This is a genomic window from Janibacter limosus NBRC 16128, assembly GCF_001570985.1.
In the GTDB taxonomy this organism is placed as follows: domain Bacteria; phylum Actinomycetota; class Actinomycetes; order Actinomycetales; family Dermatophilaceae; genus Janibacter; species Janibacter limosus.
In genome coordinates this window covers 1-17,580 of record NZ_BCSS01000050.1, presented here as the reverse complement: position 1 = coordinate 17,580, position 17,580 = coordinate 1, and the positions used below count along the sequence as shown (strand labels likewise).

Annotated in this window: 13 protein-coding genes; all 13 read right to left on the bottom strand. The window is 69.9% G+C overall.

Going from position 1 to position 17,580, the window contains the following annotated elements:
• A partial coding sequence (locus tag JLI01S_RS14745) for an Rne/Rng family ribonuclease (protein WP_068265994.1) occupies positions 1 to 2,514 on the bottom strand: 2,514 nt, incomplete at its 3' end.
• Positions 2,515 to 2,673: 159 nt separating this feature from the next.
• Complete coding sequence (locus JLI01S_RS14740) at positions 2,674 to 3,405, bottom strand: TIGR03936 family radical SAM-associated protein (RefSeq protein WP_068265992.1); 732 nt, start codon at positions 3,403 to 3,405, stop codon at positions 2,674 to 2,676.
• Between the two features lie 84 nt (positions 3,406 to 3,489).
• The gene (locus JLI01S_RS14735) at positions 3,490 to 6,351 is read right to left on the bottom strand and encodes an FAD-binding and (Fe-S)-binding domain-containing protein (protein ID WP_068265991.1); all 2,862 of its coding nucleotides are present in this window, start codon (positions 6,349 to 6,351) and stop codon (positions 3,490 to 3,492) included.
• A gap of 58 nt (positions 6,352 to 6,409) precedes the next feature.
• The gene (locus tag JLI01S_RS14730) at positions 6,410 to 6,595 is read right to left on the bottom strand and encodes a hypothetical protein (protein ID WP_068265990.1); all 186 of its coding nucleotides are present in this window, start codon (positions 6,593 to 6,595) and stop codon (positions 6,410 to 6,412) included.
• A gap of 62 nt (positions 6,596 to 6,657) precedes the next feature.
• A complete protein-coding gene (locus tag JLI01S_RS14725) occupies positions 6,658 to 8,637 on the bottom strand; it encodes a TIGR03960 family B12-binding radical SAM protein (protein WP_068265988.1) in 1,980 nt (659 codons plus the stop codon).
• An 80-nt stretch (positions 8,638 to 8,717) separates the two neighbouring features.
• Positions 8,718 to 10,574, bottom strand: a complete 1,857-nt coding sequence (locus JLI01S_RS14720) for an AMP-dependent synthetase/ligase (RefSeq protein ID WP_068265986.1) — start codon at positions 10,572 to 10,574, stop codon at positions 8,718 to 8,720.
• Between the two features lie 109 nt (positions 10,575 to 10,683).
• Entirely contained in the window at positions 10,684 to 11,808 is a 1,125-nt protein-coding gene (locus tag JLI01S_RS14715; RefSeq protein ID WP_068265984.1) for an FtsW/RodA/SpoVE family cell cycle protein, read from the bottom strand.
• Positions 11,809 to 11,812: 4 nt separating this feature from the next.
• Complete coding sequence (locus JLI01S_RS14710; RefSeq protein ID WP_068265982.1) at positions 11,813 to 12,781, bottom strand: bifunctional riboflavin kinase/FAD synthetase; 969 nt, start codon at positions 12,779 to 12,781, stop codon at positions 11,813 to 11,815.
• 11 nt (positions 12,782 to 12,792) lie between these two features.
• Complete coding sequence (gene truB, locus JLI01S_RS14705; protein ID WP_068265980.1) at positions 12,793 to 13,713, bottom strand: tRNA pseudouridine(55) synthase TruB; 921 nt, start codon at positions 13,711 to 13,713, stop codon at positions 12,793 to 12,795.
• Complete coding sequence (gene rbfA / locus JLI01S_RS14700; RefSeq protein ID WP_068265978.1) at positions 13,710 to 14,165, bottom strand: 30S ribosome-binding factor RbfA; 456 nt, start codon at positions 14,163 to 14,165, stop codon at positions 13,710 to 13,712. Before rbfA ends, truB begins: the two co-directional genes overlap by 4 nt.
• A gap of 92 nt (positions 14,166 to 14,257) precedes the next feature.
• Complete coding sequence (locus JLI01S_RS14695) at positions 14,258 to 14,764, bottom strand: DUF4190 domain-containing protein (protein ID WP_068265976.1); 507 nt, start codon at positions 14,762 to 14,764, stop codon at positions 14,258 to 14,260.
• 72 nt (positions 14,765 to 14,836) lie between these two features.
• A complete protein-coding gene (locus JLI01S_RS14690) occupies positions 14,837 to 15,214 on the bottom strand; it encodes a DUF4190 domain-containing protein (protein ID WP_068265971.1) in 378 nt (125 codons plus the stop codon).
• A gap of 263 nt (positions 15,215 to 15,477) precedes the next feature.
• The coding region (gene infB, locus JLI01S_RS14685; protein ID WP_245634646.1) for a translation initiation factor IF-2 at positions 15,478 to 17,580 on the bottom strand (2,103 nt) is incomplete at its 5' end.

Here is a 17,580-nt window from a genome sequence, read left to right as displayed (position 1 = left end):
ACGACGACGCGTGGGTGCCTTCGGCTCGGGCTCCGTCGACTCCTCGACGGCCGGCTCGTCGGCCACGGGGGCGGCCAGCTCAGCGACATCGTCCTCGCCGGGCTCGCCCGCGATGGTCTTGATCGCAGCGGCGTGGGCCGCCGCAGCGATCTGGGCCGCGGTACGGCCATGGGCGTCCGTGGGCTCATCGACGGGCTCCTGGCGCTGCTGCGGGGAGTCCGACTCCCCCTTCGACCGACCACGACGGGACTTGCCGCCGCCGTTGCCACCACCACTGTTGCCACCGTGGTTACCACCGGCGTGACCGCCCGGGTCGTGGGCGACGGGCTCGCTGTGCACGATGATGCCGCGGCCCTGACAGTGGTCGCACTCCTCGGAGAAGACCTCGATCAGGCCCGCACCGACGCGCTTGCGCGTCATCTGGACCAGCCCGAGCGAGGTGACCTCGGCGACCTGGTGCTTGGTGCGGTCACGGCCCAGGCACTCCAGGAGGCGACGCACGACGAGGTCGCGGTTGGCCTCCAGGACCATGTCGATGAAGTCGACGACGATGATCCCGCCGATGTCGCGCAGCCGTAGCTGGCGGACGATCTCTTCAGCGGCCTCGAGGTTGTTCTTGGTCACCGTCTCCTCGAGGTTGCCCCCGGAGCCGGTGAACTTGCCGGTGTTGACGTCGACGACGGTCATCGCCTCGGTGCGGTCGATGACCAGCGAGCCACCCGACGGCAGCCAGACCTTGCGGTCCATCGCCTTGGCGATGCCCTCGTCGATGCGGTGCTCGGCGAAGACGTCGCCGCCACCGGTCCACTGCTCGAGGCGGTCGGACAGGTCCGGAGCCACGTCGTCGACGTAACCCTTGATCTCACGCCAAGCATCGTCACCGGAGACGACCATCCGGGCGAAGTCCTCGTTGAAGATGTCGCGGATGACCCGCACGGTCATGTCGGGCTCGGCGTGCAGGAGCACCGGGGCACCGCCCGCGGAGCCCTTCTTGCCCTGCTTGCCCTCGGCCTTGGCGCTGACCTTGTCCCACGCGTTGGTGAGGCGCTCGACGTCGGCCGTCAGCTCCTTCTCGGACGCACCCTCGGCAGCGGTGCGCACGATGACGCCCGCGCTGTCGGGCACGACCTGCTTGAGGATGGACTTCAGGCGCGAGCGCTCCGTGTCGGGCAGCTTGCGCGAGATGCCGGTCATGCTGCCCTCGGGCACGTAGACCACGTAGCGACCGGGCAGGGAGATCTGCGAGGTGAGGCGCGCGCCCTTGTGACCGACCGGGTCCTTGGTCACCTGGACCAGGACCGAGTCACCGGAGGACAACGCGTTTTCGATGCGACGGGCCTGGCCGTTGCCGACGCCCTGGGCCTCCCAGTTGATCTCGCCGGCGTAGAGCACCGCATTGCGGCCCTTGCCGATGTCGATGAAGGCCGCTTCCATGCTCGGCAGCACATTTTGCACGCGACCGAGGTAGACATTGCCGACCAGCGTCGACGTCGTCTCGCGGGAGACATAGTGCTCGGCGAGGACGCCGTCCTCGAGGACACCGATCTGGGTGCGGTCGCCCTGCTGGCGCACGACCATGACGCGCTCGACGCTCTCGCGACGCGCCAGGAACTCGGCCTCGGTGATGATCGTGCGGCGGCGACCGGCCTCGCGGCCCTCGCGGCGACGCTGCTTCTTGGCCTCCAGCCGGGTGCTGCCCTTGATCGACTGCACCTCGTCGCGGCGTGACTCGCGCACGCGGGTCGTGGTCCCGGGCGGGTCCTCCTGCCGGCTACCACCGTTGTTGCCGCCGCCACCGCCACCGCTACCACCGCGGCGGCGACGCCGGCGACGACGCGAGCTCGAGCCGCCGTCGTCGTCGTCGGAGTCGTTGGAGTCGTTGGAGTCATCACCATCGTCGGAGTCGTCCTCGGCGGAGGTGTCATCAGCATCGGCGTCGTCGTTGCGCTCGTCCTGCTTGCCGCCGCGACCGCGGCCGCGGCCCCGGCTGCGGCCACGGCCGGTGTTGCCGCCGTTGCCCGAGCTCTCCTGCGAGGAGTCGTCGGAGGACTCGGACGAGGAGTCGTCATCGCTCGAGGACTGGTCATCGCTGGAGGAGTCGTTGTCGGACGCGCTGTTGCCATCGTCAGACGAGTCGGAGGAGTCAGAGGAGCGGTTGTTGCTGTTGCGGCCCCGGCCACCACGACGGCGGCGACGGCGCCCTCCTTCGCCCTGGGTGTTGTCGTCGTCGGTGGAGTCGTTGCTGTCGTCGTTGCCGTGGGCGCTGGCACCGTGGTCGGTGGCGCTGTCGTCGCTGACCTCGACCTCATCCGCGTCGTCGTCCTCGAGCTCCGGCTCGGGCTCCGGCTCGGGAGCACGGCGACGGCGGGGCGGGGCCGAGACGGTGGTCGGCGGCTGGAAGAGCAGTCCGAAGGACGGGACGGCCGCAGCCGGCGCCTGTGCCTGGGTCTCCTCCTCGACGACGACTTCGTTGTCGAGGGACTCGTCGTGCTGGTGTTCGTTGTCGGTGGCCATGTGGCACCTCCTGCACCTCGACCGGATCCCGACACCGGCACCCTGAGGTGCAACCCGACCGCTGTGCGGCGTGGCGGGCGTCTCGCACCCGCGAAAAGATCCGTGTTGCCTCGGCGGGGCTCGCGCTGAGCGCGGCACCCCGTCAGGGCCGGCGTCGTCTCAGTCGGCGGCCAGTGGATCGGCCACGCTCTCGGTCTCGCTGCTCCAGATCCCCTGCGCCAGTCGGGTCGCCTTGGGCGACTGCGATGGCGCGAACGAGGTGGCAGCGGCGATCGCGCTGAGGACGTCGTCGGGGCGAACGGCAGGTGTGGTGTGCCGCACGACCATTGTCAGTATCGCACAACCGTCCGAGTTCACCCCCGCGACAGCCCGCTCGACCGGCCCGCGCGCGTCGTAGCTCTTCAACCCCTTCTTGAACATCCGCTCGACCTCGACGTGCTCCTGCGCCATGAACCCCGCGACGGCACGCTCCAGATCAGCCGACTCGACGCCGGGAAACTCCAGCAGCCACCGGCTCGCCTGCAGGCGATCGGCCAGCGCGCCGGGCTGGGCGTCGACGACCGAGACGATGTCCAGCCCGTCGGGCAGGGCCGCGTTGAGCGCAGTGGCGACCGCGTCCGGGTCGACCTGCTCGGTCACCGAGATCTCGAAGTACTCCGCCTCGCTCGCCGCACCGGTCGCCGCGCCGTTGGCGTAGGAGATCTTGGGGTGGGGGTGGAAGCCCGCCGAGTAAGCCATCGGCACGCCGGAGCGACGCAGGGCCCGCTCGAGCGCCCGCCCGAAGTCACGGGTCGAGGAGTAGCGCAGCCGTCCGCGACGGGCGTACTGGATGCGCAGCTTTTGCACCGCCGGGGGTGGAGGCGGACCTTCGGGAGTGCGTTGTGCGGCCATGCCGACAAGGGTAGGTGCTCCCCCTTCGCCCCACTCGGGTGGAGGTATACGCGCTAGTCATTTGTCGGCGCGCCATACCTCCAATCAGGTGTGTCTGCGGCCGAGCAGCTCGACCAGGTGCACGCCGGTCCGCTGCGACAGGTCGGCGATCTGCGTCTGGCAGGAAAATCCGTCGGCGAGCACGACCGCGTCGGGTGAGGCCGCGTCGATGGCCGGGAGCAGCTGCTGCTCGGCGATCTTGACCGACACCTCGTAGTGGCCCAGCTCGACGCCGAAGTTGCCCGCCAGGCCGCAGCAGCCGCCGAGGCGCGTGACGGTCGCTCCGGTGCGCGCCAGCAGGGCCTCGTCGGCCGACCAGCTCATCACCGCGTGCTGGTGGCAGTGGGGCTGGGCGACGACCTCGGTGCCGGTGAGGTCGGGAGCGGCCCACCGGCCCTCGTCGATGGCGCTGGTGAGGATCTCGGCGACGGTGCGCACTCCCCCGGCCACCTGCCGAGCCACGGGGGAGTCGACGAGACGTGGCAGGTCGTGGCGCAGCGCCGCGGCACAGCTCGGCTCCATGCCGACGACCGGGATCCCGGCGGCCACGATGGGACCAAGGGCGCGTGCTGCGTCATCGAGCGTCGACTTGGCGTCGTCGAGCTGGCCCGTGGAGATGAAGGTCAGGCCGCAGCACAGCGCCTCCTCCGGGACGAAGGGGGTGAACCCCGCCTCCCGCAGCAGGGCCACGGTGGCCCGCCCGACGTGGGGCGAGAAGTGGTCGGTGAAGGAGTCGACGAAGAGGGCGACGGGGTGGTCGGTGCCGGCCGCCTGCGCGGCGGAGGCGATCATCCCTTCGTCCTTGGCCCACGAGCGGAAGGTCGTGCGCGCGAAGCTCGGGATGCCGCGGCGAGGGTCGACGCCGGCGGCGGGCAGGGTGATCTTCTTCAGCCCCGGCAGTGAGGTCATGGCATTGACCAGGCGGGGCGCGCGGGCGGCCAGACGGGCCATCTGCGGCAGCCGGCCGAGCGTGTAGTGGCTGCGTGGACGCAGGCGGCCCTTGTAGGTCTGGTGGAGCGCCTCGGACTTGTAGGTCGCCATGTCGACCCCGGTCGGGCAGTCGCTGGAGCAGCCCTTGCACGACAGGCACAGGTCCAGGGCGTCATGGACCTCGGGCGCGCTCCAGCCGCCCGTGATCGTCGAGCCGTTGAGCATCTCCTGCAGCACACGGGCGCGACCGCGGGTCGAGTCCTTCTCCTCCCCCGTCGCGAGATAGCTCGGGCACATGACGGTGCTCGAGGTGCCGGCGGCGCGGCACTTGCCAACGCCGGTGCACCGGTGCACGGCCTGGCTGAAGTCGCCGCCGTCCTCGGGGTAGCCGAAGGCGAGCGGGACGGCGACCTTGCGGGCCGCGGGGATGCGGATGTCGGCATCCACCGGCGCCGGGTCCACGAGGATCCCCGGGTTGAGCAGGTTGGTCGGGTCGAAGGCGCGCTTGACCGCGCCGAAGAGTCCCATCGTCTCGGCGTCGTACATCCGCGGCAGGAGCGCCGAGCGGGCCCGGCCGTCGCCGTGCTCGCCGGACAGCGAGCCGCCGTGGGCCGCGACGAGGTCGGCCGCGTCCTCGACGAGCCGCCGGTAGCGGTCGGTCGCGTCGGGGGCGTCGAGGTCGACGTCGAGACGGATGTGCAGGCAGCCGTCGCCGAAGTGGCCGTACGGCAGGCCCTGCACGTCGTGCTCCTCGAGCAGCGCGTCGAAGGCCCGCAGATAGTCACCCAGGCGCGCCGGCGGGACCGCGGCGTCCTCCCAGCCGGCGTGGGCCGGGCGGTCGCGCGGCGAGCGTGCCGAGAGGCCGGCGCCGTCCTCGCGGATCTTCCACAGTGCCCGAGCGTGTGCCGGGTCCGTGACGACGAGGGAGTCGGTGTGCTCGATCTCGCGACGGACCCGCTCCGCGGCGGCGTGGGCAGCAGCGGCATCCTCGCCGGGGACCTCGACGAGCATCCACGCGGCGCCGCGGGGCAGGTCGGGGACCGCGTGCTCGCCGCGGCGGGTGCGCACGATGTCGACGATGCGCGAGTCGATGCCCTCGGCCGCCACGGCTCCCAGACCCTTGAGCAGGTGGGCGACATCGCCGGCGGCGTAGATGTCCGGGAAGCCGAGCACGACCAGGCAGGTCGCGGGTGGGTCGGTGACCAAGCGGACACGAGCCTGCGTGACGACCGCGAGGGTCCCCTCGGAGCCGATGAGCATCCGACCGATGTCGCGGCCACGCTCCGGGGCGAGGTGCTCCAGCGCATAGCCGGAGACCTGTCGCCCGAAGGTGCCGAACGTGGTCCGCACGGTGTCGAGGTGGTCGTCGGTCAGCTGGGTCAGGCGGGCGACGAGCGCGTCGTCACCGCTGAGCGAAGGGAGGCCCCCTGCCACCCCGGTCGTGGCCGTCAGCTGCGTGCCGGCTGCCGTCAGCAGGTCCATGCCGACGATGTTGTCGCTGGTGCGGCCGTAGCCGAGCGCCCGGTTGCCACAGGCGTTGTTGCCGATCATGCCGCCGACGGTGCACCGGCTGTGGCTGCTCGGGTCGGGGCCGAACCGCAGGCCGATCTCCCGAGCGCGGGCCTGCAGGGTCGCGTGGACGGTGCCGGCCTCGACGAGAGCGGTGGCGCTGTCCCGGTCGACCTCGAGCACGCGCCCCAGGTACCGCGCCGTGTCGATGACGATCCCGGGACCGATCGCATTGCCGGCGCACGACGTCCCGGCGCCGCGGGCGGTGATCGGGATGCCGAGCTCGCGGGCGACGGACAGGGTCGCGGCGATCTCGTCGGTGTGCCGTGGGAAGACCACCGCTCGCGGCGGGACGCGGTAGATGCCGGCATCGCTGGCATACATGCCGATCGTCAGCGCATCGGTGCGGGCGTCGGTCACGCCCTCGCGGTGCAGGGCCTCGGTGAGCAGCGTGGGCGACGAGGTCATGAGAGACATTGTCCCCCTTCGTCATTGACACAGGGAGCAGGGTCTCGCAGTGCGGGTGCTATCCGCGGATGAACCACGGGATGACCACGAGCGCGAGCGCCAGCAGACCGATCAGCCCGCAGCCCCACAGGGTGTAGCGCGAGCGGCGCTCCTGCGGCCAGTGCTGCATCGGCAGGACGGCGAACCCGATCCCGTAGATCACGGCCACGACCGCGACGACCATGGCTCCGGTGTCGATCGACATACCCTTGCTCCCCTGCTCGGTGACGTCTGGCTCAGCCTGTCACGGGCAGGGTGCGAAGGGGGTCAGGAGCGGACCATGTCCTGCTTGCCGCTGCCGAGGACGGTGAGCGGGAGCAGGGTCCTGTCCGTTGGCCCGATCTCGATGTCGGTGCCCATCTGCGGGCAGACGCCGCAGTCGAAGCAGGGCGTCCAGCGGCAGTCGTCGACCTCGGTCTCGTCGAGCGCGTCGAGCCAGTCCTGCCACAGCCACTCCTTGTCGAGGCCGGAGTCGATGTGGTCCCAGGGCAGGACCTCCGACTCCTCGCGCTCGCGGGTGGTGAACCACGCGACGTCAACACCCGTGCCCTCGAGGGCGGTCTCGGCCGATGCCATCCAGCGGTCGTAGGAGAAGTGCTCGCTCCACCCGTCGAAGCGGCCACCATCGCGCCACACCTGCTCGATGACCCGACCGACCCGGCGGTCACCGCGCGAGAGCAGGCCCTCGACGATGCCGGGCTTGCCGTCGTGGTAGCGGAACCCGATCGAGCGCCCGTAGCGCTTGTCGGCCCGGATCGCGTCACGCAGCTTGTACAGCCGCGCGTCCGTCTCCTCCGGGCCCAGCTGCGCGGCCCATTGGAAGGGGGTGTGCGCCTTGGGGATGAAGCCACCGATGGACACGGTGCACCGGATGTCGTTGTGACCGGCCACCTCGCGTCCGGTCTCGATGACCCGCTTGGCCACCTCGGCGATCTGCAGGACGTCTTCGTCGGTCTCCGTGGGCAGGCCGCACATGAAGTACAGCTTGACCTGCCGCCACCCGGCGCCGTAGGCGGCCGCGACGGTGCGGATGAGGTCCTCCTCGGTCACCATCTTGTTGATGACCTTGCGGATGCGCTCGGACCCGCCCTCGGGCGCGAACGTGAGGCCGCTGCGGCGGCCATTGCGGGTCAGCTCGTTGGCCAGGTCGATGTTGAAGGCGTCGACGCGGGTGCTCGGCAGGGACAGCCCGGTGTTGGTGCCCTCGTAGCGGTCGGCCAGCCCCTTGGCGATGTCACCGATCTCGGTGTGGTCGGCGCTGCTCAAGGAGAGCAGTCCCACCTCCTCGAAGCCGGTGGCCTGCAGGCTCGCCTCGACCATCTCGCCGATGCCGGTGATCGAGCGCTCCCGCACCGGACGGGTGATCATGCCTGCCTGGCAGAAGCGGCAGCCGCGGGTGCACCCGCGGAAGATCTCGACGCTCGCGCGCTCGTGGACGGTCTCGGCGAGCGGGACGAGCGGCTTCTTGGGGTAGGGCCACGCGTCGAGGTCCATGACCGTGTGCTTGTCGACGCGCCACGGGACACCGGACTCGACGGGCACGACACGCTGGATGCGGCCGTCGGGCAGGTAGTCGACGTCGTAGAACGCCGGCACGTAGACCCCGCCGGTGGCGGCCAGACGGCGCAGGACCTCGACCCGGCCTCCGGGGCGTCCCTGTGCCTTCCACCCGGCGATGATGTCGGTCGCCGCGAGGACGGCTTCCTCGCCGTCACCGACGATCGCCGCGTCGACGAAGTCGGAGACCGGCTCGGGGTTGAAGGAGGCGTGCCCGCCCATGATGACGAGGGGGTGCTCATCGGTGCGCTCGTCGGCGTGCAGCGGGATGCCGGCCAGATCGAGCGCGGTGAGCATGTTGGTGTAGCCGAGCTCGGTCGAGAAGCTCAGCCCGAAGACGTCGAAGTCGCCGATGGGTCGGTGCGCGTCGACGGTGAACTGCGGCAGGTCGTGCTCGCGGAGCAGTGCCTCCATGTCGGGCCAGACCGCGAAGGAACGCTCAGCGATGGCATCGGGGCGCTCGTTGAGCACTTCGTAGAGGATCATGACGCCCTGGTTGACGGCGCCGATCTCGTACGCGTCGGGGTACATCAGTGCCCACCGGACGGTCAGCTCGTCGCCGTCAGGGCCGAAGCCGCCGACATTCCAGTCCTTGACGGTGGAGTTGAGCTCGCCCCCGACGTACTGGATGGGCTTGCTCACCTTGTCGAGCAATGGCTCGAGGGCGCTGAAGATCGACTCACCGGACATGGGACAAGGGTACGGGGGGGTTCAGCGGTCCGGACGAAATCGGGGGTTGCCCCGATCTTCGTCCGGACCGCTACGACCGATCAGCGGGGGTACATGTCCTCGAGATCGCCCTTGAACTTATCGGCGACGACCTTGCGACGCATCTTCAGGCTGGGCGTGAGCTCACCCTCCTCGACCGTGAGGTCACGGCCCAGGATGTGGAACTTCTTGATCTGCTCGTGCCGGTTGAGGCCGGCGTTGAGCTCGTCGACGTAGGACTGGACCATCTCGCGCGCCTGCACCGAGGAGACGATCTCGGTGTAGCTCGCCCCGGGGAGGCCGTTGGCCTCGGCCCACGGCTTGATGGCCTCCTCGTCGAGGGTGATCAGCGCCGTGACGAACTGGCGGCTCTCGCCGTGGACGAGGAACTGACCGACGTAGGGGCACAGGCCCTTGAAGGTCGACTCGATCTGCGAGGGAGCCACGTACTTGCCGTTGCTCGTCTTGAAGAGGTCCTTCTTGCGGTCGGTGATCTTGAGGAAGCCGTCGGAGTCGATCTCGCCGATGTCCCCTGAGTGGAACCAGCCGTCCTGCGTGAGCACCTCGGCCGTGGCGTCGGGGTTGTTGTGGTACCCCTCCATGACGTGCTCACCGCGGATGAGGATCTCGCCGTCCTCGGCGATCTTGATCTCCGTCTGGGGGGTGGGCCACCCGACGGTGCCGACGCGCAGGGCGTACGGACGGTTGACCGTCGCGGCCGCCGACGTCTCGGTCAGGCCATAGCCCTCGAGGATCGGCAGACCGGCGCCGTTGAACCAGTGGGCGATGTCCTGGTTGAGCGCAGCCGAGCCGGAGATGAAGAAGCGCACCCGGCCACCGAAGCGGTCGCGCACCTTGGCGAAGACGAGCTTGTCGGCGATCGTGTGCTTCAGGCCCAGCAGGAGGCCGGGCTTGCGGTTGTCGGACAGCGCCCGGGAGTAGTCGCGGCTGGCGTTGGAGGCGAAGTTGAAGATCTTGGCCTTGGCGCCGCCCTCTTCTTCCATGCCCAGCGAGATCTTGCCGTAGACCTTTTCGAAGATGCGCGGCGCCGCGGCCATGAAGGTGGGTCGGACCTCGCCGAGGTTGTCGACGATCTTGTCGATGCGTCCGTCGATGGCGGTCTGCATGCCCACGTCCGCGGCGATGAGCAGCAGGACCTTGGCGAAGACGTGGGACAGCGGGAGCCAGAGGTAGTGGACGTCCTCGGGGGTGAGCATGTCGGTCGCTCTGATCGCGGCACCCTGGTAGGTCCAGGTGGCGTGACGCAGCCGCACGCCCTTGGGCCGACCCGTCGTGCCCGACGTGTAGATGATCGTCGCAAGGGAGTCCGGCCCCGTGCCGTCGATGCGGGCGTCGACGACGCCCGGGTCGGAGGCGATGGCGGCGGCACCGCGTGCCTCGAGGTCCTCGAGGGAGATCACCCAGTCGTCCAGGTCGACGCCGTCGGTGTCGATGGCCACGACGTGGATCACACCGGGGATCGCGTCACGGACCTCGCGCAGCTTGTCGACCTGCTCGGCGTCCTCGGCGATGACGACCTTGGACCCGGAGTTGTCGGTGATGAAGGCGACGTCGTCGCTGATGGACGTCGGGTAGATCGTCGTGGTCGCGGCGCCGGCCGCCATGATCGCGTAGTCCGCGAGCACCCACTCGATCCGGGTGCTGGAGGCCAGCGAGACACGGTCCTCGGGCTGGACCCCCAGGTCGACGAGGCCGGCCGCGAGGGTCCACACCCGCTCACCCAGCTGGGCCCAGGTCAGCTCGTCCCACGCGATGCCGGACGGGTAGGAGTAGGCGATGTTGTCGGGGGTGTCGGCGACGCGCTGACGCAGCAGGTGGCCCACCGAGGGGGCCCTGTTGTCGAAGACGCTGGCGTCGAAGGCCTCGTCGGAGGCACGGGTGGGACGGGGATCGGACACTGAGAGTCCACTCCTTCGTGGGCTGCGGGTGATGGGTGCATCATCTCCCACGCAGCCCCCACCTGTCACCGTCCCGTCCACAAGGTGACCGATTGGTAACCCGCGCGGGTCAGACTCTCCGGCGCGCTGGTGGGCGGGTCACGGCGATGACGATGCCGACAGCCGCCCAGCAGGCGAACATCGAGGAGCCACCGTAGGACAGGAAGGGCAGCGGGAGGCCAGTGACCGGCAGCAGACCGAGGTTCATGCCGATGTTCTCCACCGACTGCACCGCGAACCAGGCCGCCACGGCCCAGCAGACGAGCCGGACGAAGGGGTCCTCGGTGCGCGTCCCGGCCAGGGCGATGCGCGCGACGAGGAGACCGAGCAGCAGCACGATGAAGGCAGCCCCGACGAAGCCCAGCTCCTCCCCGGCCGCGGAGAAGACGAAGTCGGTCTCCTGGAAGGGGATGGCACCCGAGCTGGTCAGCTCGCCCGAGTGCAGACCCTGGCCGCCCCACCCACCGCCGGCGATGGCCCGGCGCACCTGCTGGGTCTGGTAGCCGATGCCCAGCGGGTCGACGGTCGGGTCGAGGAAGGCCGTGAGCCGATCGCGCTGGTAGTCACTGAGCAGCGGGGTCGTGAAGGCAGCGGTCACCGCCGCGACGCCAGCGAGTGCCACGCCGGCGAGCCACGGCCACGAGGCACCCGAGACGACGAGGACGCCCAGCGCCAGGGCGACGAGCACGAGCGCGGAGCCGAGGTCGGGCTGGGCCATGACGAGCAGGACCGGTACCCCGGTGACGACGCCTGCGAGGAGGACCTCGCGCGGTCGGGGACGCTGGCGTCGCTCGGCAGCCGGCGCCAGGAGCATCGGCAGCGCCACGCAGAGGCCGACCTTGGCCAGCTCGCTCGGCTGGACCGAGAAGCCCCCCGGCAGCTGGATCCACGAGCGGGACCCATTGATCTGGGAGCCGAGCGGTGTGAGCACGAGCACCAGCCCGAGGACCCCGGCGAGATAGACGAAGGGAGCCAGCGTGCGCAGCACCGACCGGTCCAGTCGGACGACGAGCAGCGCCAGGACCACCCCGATGCCGAGGTTGAGCAGATGCCGTACGAGATAGGCCGACCCGAAGTCGCCACGGGTCGCGGAGTGGACGAGCAGTGCGCCGAGCCCGGAGGCCATGAGGGCTGCCGCGATCAGTACGAGGTCCGAGCGCAGCAGCTGCCGCGCCAACCCCCCTTCTCTGCGCATCTGCCTAGGCAGATGCGGCCGGCGGGAGGCCGAGGAAGGTGCGGGTGAGCTCGACATCTCTGGCCATGGCGACGAGCAGCTCGTCGATGGAGTCGAACTTCAGCGTCGGGCGCACGTGCGCGACGAAGTCGACGGCCACCCGCTCCCCGTAGAGGTCGAGGTCGGTGCGGTCGAGCACATAGGACTCGACGACCCGGACCTGCTGGTCGAAGGTCGGGTTGGTGCCGATGGAGATGGCCGCGGGCAGACGGCGGTCCGCGCTGCCCTCCGGCAGGTCGAGTCGCACGAGCCACCCGGCATAGACACCGTCAGCAGGGATGAGCCCGAGGCTGTCGGTGCCGAGGTTGGCCGTGGGGTACCCCAGCTCACGGCCGCGGTGGAAGCCGTGCACGACGGTCCCGACGACCCGATGGGGACGATCCAGGATCGCTGCGGCCTCGGCGACCTCACCGGCGGACAGGTGGGTGCGCACCGCAGAGGAGGACCACCGCTCGTCATCGCCCTGGTCCTCGATCACGACGACCTCGAAGCCGTGCTCCGCGCCGAGCTCCCGCAGCAGGTCGACGTCACCGGTGTACCCGGCACCGAAACCCTTGGTGTCGGCGCCGACGACGAGGACGCTCGCCTGCAGCCCCTCGACAAAGGTGCCGACGATGTAGTCGACCGCGCTCGTCTGCGCGAAGTCCATGGTGAAGGGCAGCACGAGCAGGCCGGAGACACCGGCGTCCTCGAGCAGCGCGTCGCGCAGCTCTCCGGGCGAGATGATCTCGGGTGCCCGCTCGGGGTGCATGACCTCCACCGGGTGGGGGTCGAAGGTCACCGCGACCGCGGGCAGATCACGCTCACGCGCCTGCCGGACGAGCTCGTCGAGGATGGCGCGGTGCCCGCGGTGCACACCGTCGAAGTTACCGAAGGTCGCCACGCACGGCCGCAGCTGCGACGGGGTGGCACTCGGGGATGACCATTGCTGCACGAGAGCACACTCTACGAACTGGCCGGGGCAAAGACGACGTGGGCCCGCGCAGTGGCCTGACTCTCGTCGAGCACCGCGACCAGTGAGCCGTCGGGTGCGAGCGCCGCGACCGGCTCCCCACGGCCCGGCTGGGCGCTCTCGATGCGCTGTCCGTAGCCGAGGGCGCGCGCCTGGCCCTCCGTCAGTGCACGCGTGGTGAGGGCTGCTGCAGCGGCCTCCTCGAGCGGCGTGAGCGGCATGACCGCGTCGTCGCCGCCGTCCTCGCGCAGGGCCGTCAGCTCCTCGAGCGTGTGGGCGTGCTCGAGCGTGAGGCCGCCGACCCGGGTGCGTCGCAGGGCCGTCAGGTGACCGTGGCTGCCCAGGTGGACGCCGAGGTCGCGGGCCAGCGCCCGCACATAGGTCCCGGACGACACCTCGACGAGCACGTCCACGTCGAGCACCGGATGACCGTCGGCGTCGCCGGGGCGCACGTCGAGCACCTCGAAGCGCGAGACGGTCACCGGTCGGGCGGCGAGCTCGACCTCCTCCCCCGCACGCACGCGGGCGTAGGAGCGCTCGCCGTTGATCTTGATCGCGCTCACCGAGCTCGGGACCTGCTGGATGTCCCCGGTCAGGGTGGCGATGCCCGCGTCGAGCGCGGCCCGGTCGATGCCGCCGACCACACCGACGGAGGTCACCTCGCCCTCGGCGTCATCGGTGATCGTCGCCTGCCCGAGGCGGATCGTCGCCGTGTACTCCTTGTCAGCGCCCACGAGGAAGGTGAGCAGCTTGGTGCCCTTGCCGACCCCGAGGACGAGCACTCCGGTCGCCATCGGGTCCAGGGTGCCGGCGTGCCCGACCTTCTTGGTCCGGTAGAGCCGGCGGGACCGGGCGACGACGTCGTGACTCGACCAGCCGGCCGGCTTGTCGACGACGACGAGACCCTCGCTCACTCCTGCGACGAAGGGGGCAGCTCCTCCCCTTCGCCCTCCTTGGTGCGGTAGGGGTCAGCGTCCCCCGCCGGGCGGGCATCGGTGCGGGACTTCGCGAGGTCCTCGTCACGCTCGCGCGCGGCGCGGAGCAGATCGTCGATGTGCGAGGCATTTTCAGGGACGCCGTCGGGGAGGATCTCCAGGGTCGGGGTCAGCCGGATACCCAGCTGCTTGCCGACGAAGGACCGCAGCTTGCCGCGGTTGGCCTCGAGGACCTCCGCGCTGCGCTCACGCTGCGACTCGTCACCGAAGACGGTGTAGAAGACGGAGGCGTGCTGCAGGTCGCCCGTGACACGCACGTCGGTGATCGTGACGAACCCGAGGTCGGGGTCCTTGACGATCTGCTGCAGGTTGGCTGCGATGAGCTCCTGGATGCGGTCGGCGATCTTGCGGGCGCGGGCCGGGTCGGCCATGGCACTCCTCCATGAGGGGCTGGGGTGGGGACAGGGTCCACGGTATGCGAAGGGCCCCCGGTCCTGACGAACCGAGGGCCCCGCGCCAGCGATCAGAAGTCGTTGAACCCGGTCGCGAAGCTCGCCATGCCCCAGATCGCCGAGGCGATCGTGAGGAGCAGGCCGAGGGCACCGAGCACGATGCCGATGATGAGGAAGGGCTTGCTGTCGGCCTGGGTGGGGTCGTCCTTGACCTGGGACAGGCCGTAGACACCGGTGCCCAGCGCGACCAGCGCCGGGATCCAGCCGATGAACCAGCAGCAGCACGCGGCCGGAATGCCGATGACCCCCGCGACGGTGGAGACGATGCCCACGGTCTTGACGGTGTTGTTGGCCGGCTGTCCCCCGAAGTGGGCCGGCTGCTGGCCGTAGGGGCCGGGCATCCCCGGGGCCTGCTGGCCGTGCTGCGGGACCTGCTGGCCGTACTGCGGCGGCGTCCCCGGGTAGGGCTGCCCCGCGCCCTGACCGGGGGTCTGGCCGATCGGGTACGGGCCCTGCTGCGGGCCGTCCGGGTCCGGAGGGAGGGTCCCGTAGCCGGGAGGGGGTGGAGGGGTACTCATCTACGTCCTGGTCTATGGGTAAGGCGCGGCCCCCGGTGCCAAGCACCAGGGGCCGCGACGGTCAGCGGAACCTCAGAGGTTGGAGCTGAAGTTGAAGCTGGAGTCGACGACCCCGGTGAGGATCAGGATCCAGTAGATGATGCCGATGACGATGCCGGCGACACCGAGGCCGAGACCGATCTGGGCGAGGATCTTCTTCTCGCCGGTCTTGTCGTACTCCTTGGCACCGAGGATGCCCAGGACGACGGCCGCGATCGAGAAGATGAACCAGGTGCAGCAGCACAGACCGAGGACACCGGTGACGATCGAGATGATCGACATGATCTGGCCGTTCTTGCTGCCACCCTGCTGGGGGAAGCCACCCACCGGCGGGGGCGCCTGCGGCGGCATGCCGCCTGCGGGGCCGGAGCCGTAGGTCGGGGGGCCACCCGGGGTCGGGTTGGACGGCATGGACCCAGAACCCGAGGAGGGGTTCGGGGTGTTACCCGAAGGGTTGTAGGGCTGGTTGTCTCCGCCGCCAGGCGGAGGAGGTGGCGTCGTCATGTCGCGTCCCCTTGTAAGTCGTTGATGTGGTCGGGCCCACCCTAATGCGGCAGAGCCAGCCCCCCGTGCATTGGGGGCGGGGAGAACTCCCCATGTCGATCGGTGGAGACGAGCACGACGAAGGGGGGAGGTGCAGCTCTCGCTGCTCCTCCCCCCTTCGAGGTGGTTGCTCAGACGCGGGGCTTTTCCCTCATCTCGTACGTGGTGATGAGGTCACCGTCCTGCACGTCGTTGTGGCTACCCAGGTTGATACCGCACTCGAAGCCCTCGCGGACCTCGGTGACGTCATCCTTGAAGCGACGCAGACCGGTGAGCTCGAGGCCCTCGGTGATGACGACGCCGTTGCGGGTGATGCGCGCCTTGGAGCCGCGCTTGATCTCCCCGCTGCGGACGATCGAGCCGGCGATGTTGCCGAACTTGCTCGAGCGGAAGACCTCGCGGATCTCCGCCGAACCGAGCTCGACCTCTTCGTACTCCGGCTTGAGCATTCCCTTGAGCGCCTGCTCGATGTCGTCGATCGCCTGGTAGATCACGCCGTAGTAGCGGATCTCGACGCCCTCACGCTCGGCGACGTCAGCGTTCTGGCCCTCGGCCCGCACGTTGAAGCCGAGGATGATCGCCTCGGAGGCCATCGCCAGGTTGATGTTGTTGAGCGTGATCGCGCCGACGCCACGGTCGATGATCCGCAGGTCCACGTCGTCGCCGACGTCGATCTGCAGGAGCGCATCCTCCAAGGCCTCGACGGAACCCGACACATCACCCTTGAGGATGAGGTTGAGGGTGTCGATCTTGCCCGCCGCGATGACCTGGTCGAGGTCCTCGAGGCTGATCCGCTTGCGCGCCTTGGCCAGGCTGGCCTGACGGTCCGCGGCCTCACGCTTCTCAGCGATCTGGCGAGCGGTCCGGTCGTCCGGCGCCACGACGAAGGTGTCGCCGGCACGCGGGACGGAGGACAGACCCAGGACCTGCACGGGACGGGACGGGCCCGCCTCGTCGACGGTGTTGCCGTGCTCGTCGAGCATGGCGCGCACCCGGCCGAAGGCCGAGCCGGTGACGATCGCGTCACCGACGTGGAGCGTGCCGGACTGGACCAGGACGGTCGCGGTCGCACCGCGGCCCTTGTCGAGGTTGGCCTCGATCGCGACACCACGGGCGTCACGGGTGGGGTTGGCCCGCATGTCCAGCTCGGCGTCGACCGTGAGCAGGACGGCGTCGAGCAGGGTGTCGATGTTGGTCCCCTGCTTGGCGGAGACGTCGACGAACATCGTGTCGCCGCCGTACTCCTCGGCCACGAGGTTGTACTCGGTGAGCTGACCGCGGATCTTGCCCGGGTCGGCGCCCTCGACATCGATCTTGTTGACCGCGACCACGATCGGCACGTCCGCAGCCTGGGCGTGGTTGAGCGCCTCGATGGTCTGCGGCATGACGCCGTCGTCGGCAGCGACCACGAGGACCGCGATGTCGGTGACCTTGGCACCACGGGCACGCATGGCCGTGAAGGCCTCGTGACCAGGGGTGTCGAGGAAGGTCAGCGCCCGCTCGGCGCCCTCGTGCTCGGTGTGGATCTGGTAGGCACCGATGTGCTGGGTGATGCCACCGGTCTCCCCCGAGCCGACGTCGGCCTTGCGGATCGCGTCGAGGAGACGCGTCTTGCCGTGGTCGACGTGACCCATGACGGTGATGACCGGCGGACGAGCCACCAGGTCCTCGTCCTCCTCGTGCTCGAGGCCGATGTCGAGGTTGACGTTGTAGGCGTCGAAGAGCGCGCGCTCCTCTTCCTCCGGCGAGACCATCTCGATGACGTAGCCGAGCTCGGCTCCGAGCAGCTGGAAGGTGACCTCGTCGAGGGACTGCGTTGCCGGCGCCATCTCACCGAGGTTGAACAGCACGGTGACCAGCGATGCGGGGTTCGCGTCGATCTTTTCGGCGAAGTCGTTCAGCGATGCGCCCTGACGGATGCGGATGACGGTCGAGCCGTTGCCGCGAGGAACAATCACGCCGCCGATCGACGGTGCGGACATCTGCTCGAACTCTGCCCGCTTCGCGCGCTTGCTCTTGCGCTGCTTGCGCTTGCCGCCACCGCGACCGAAGGCACCCTGGGTGCCACCACGGCCGCCGGGACCACCGCGGTAACCACCGGGCCCACCGCCGGGACGGGCGCCGGGACCAGTGGTTCCGGGACGGCCACGACCGGCACCGGGGCCACCACGGCCACCGGGACGCTCGCCCGGCCGCGGGACGGCCGAGCTGGCCGGCATCATGCCGGGCGACGG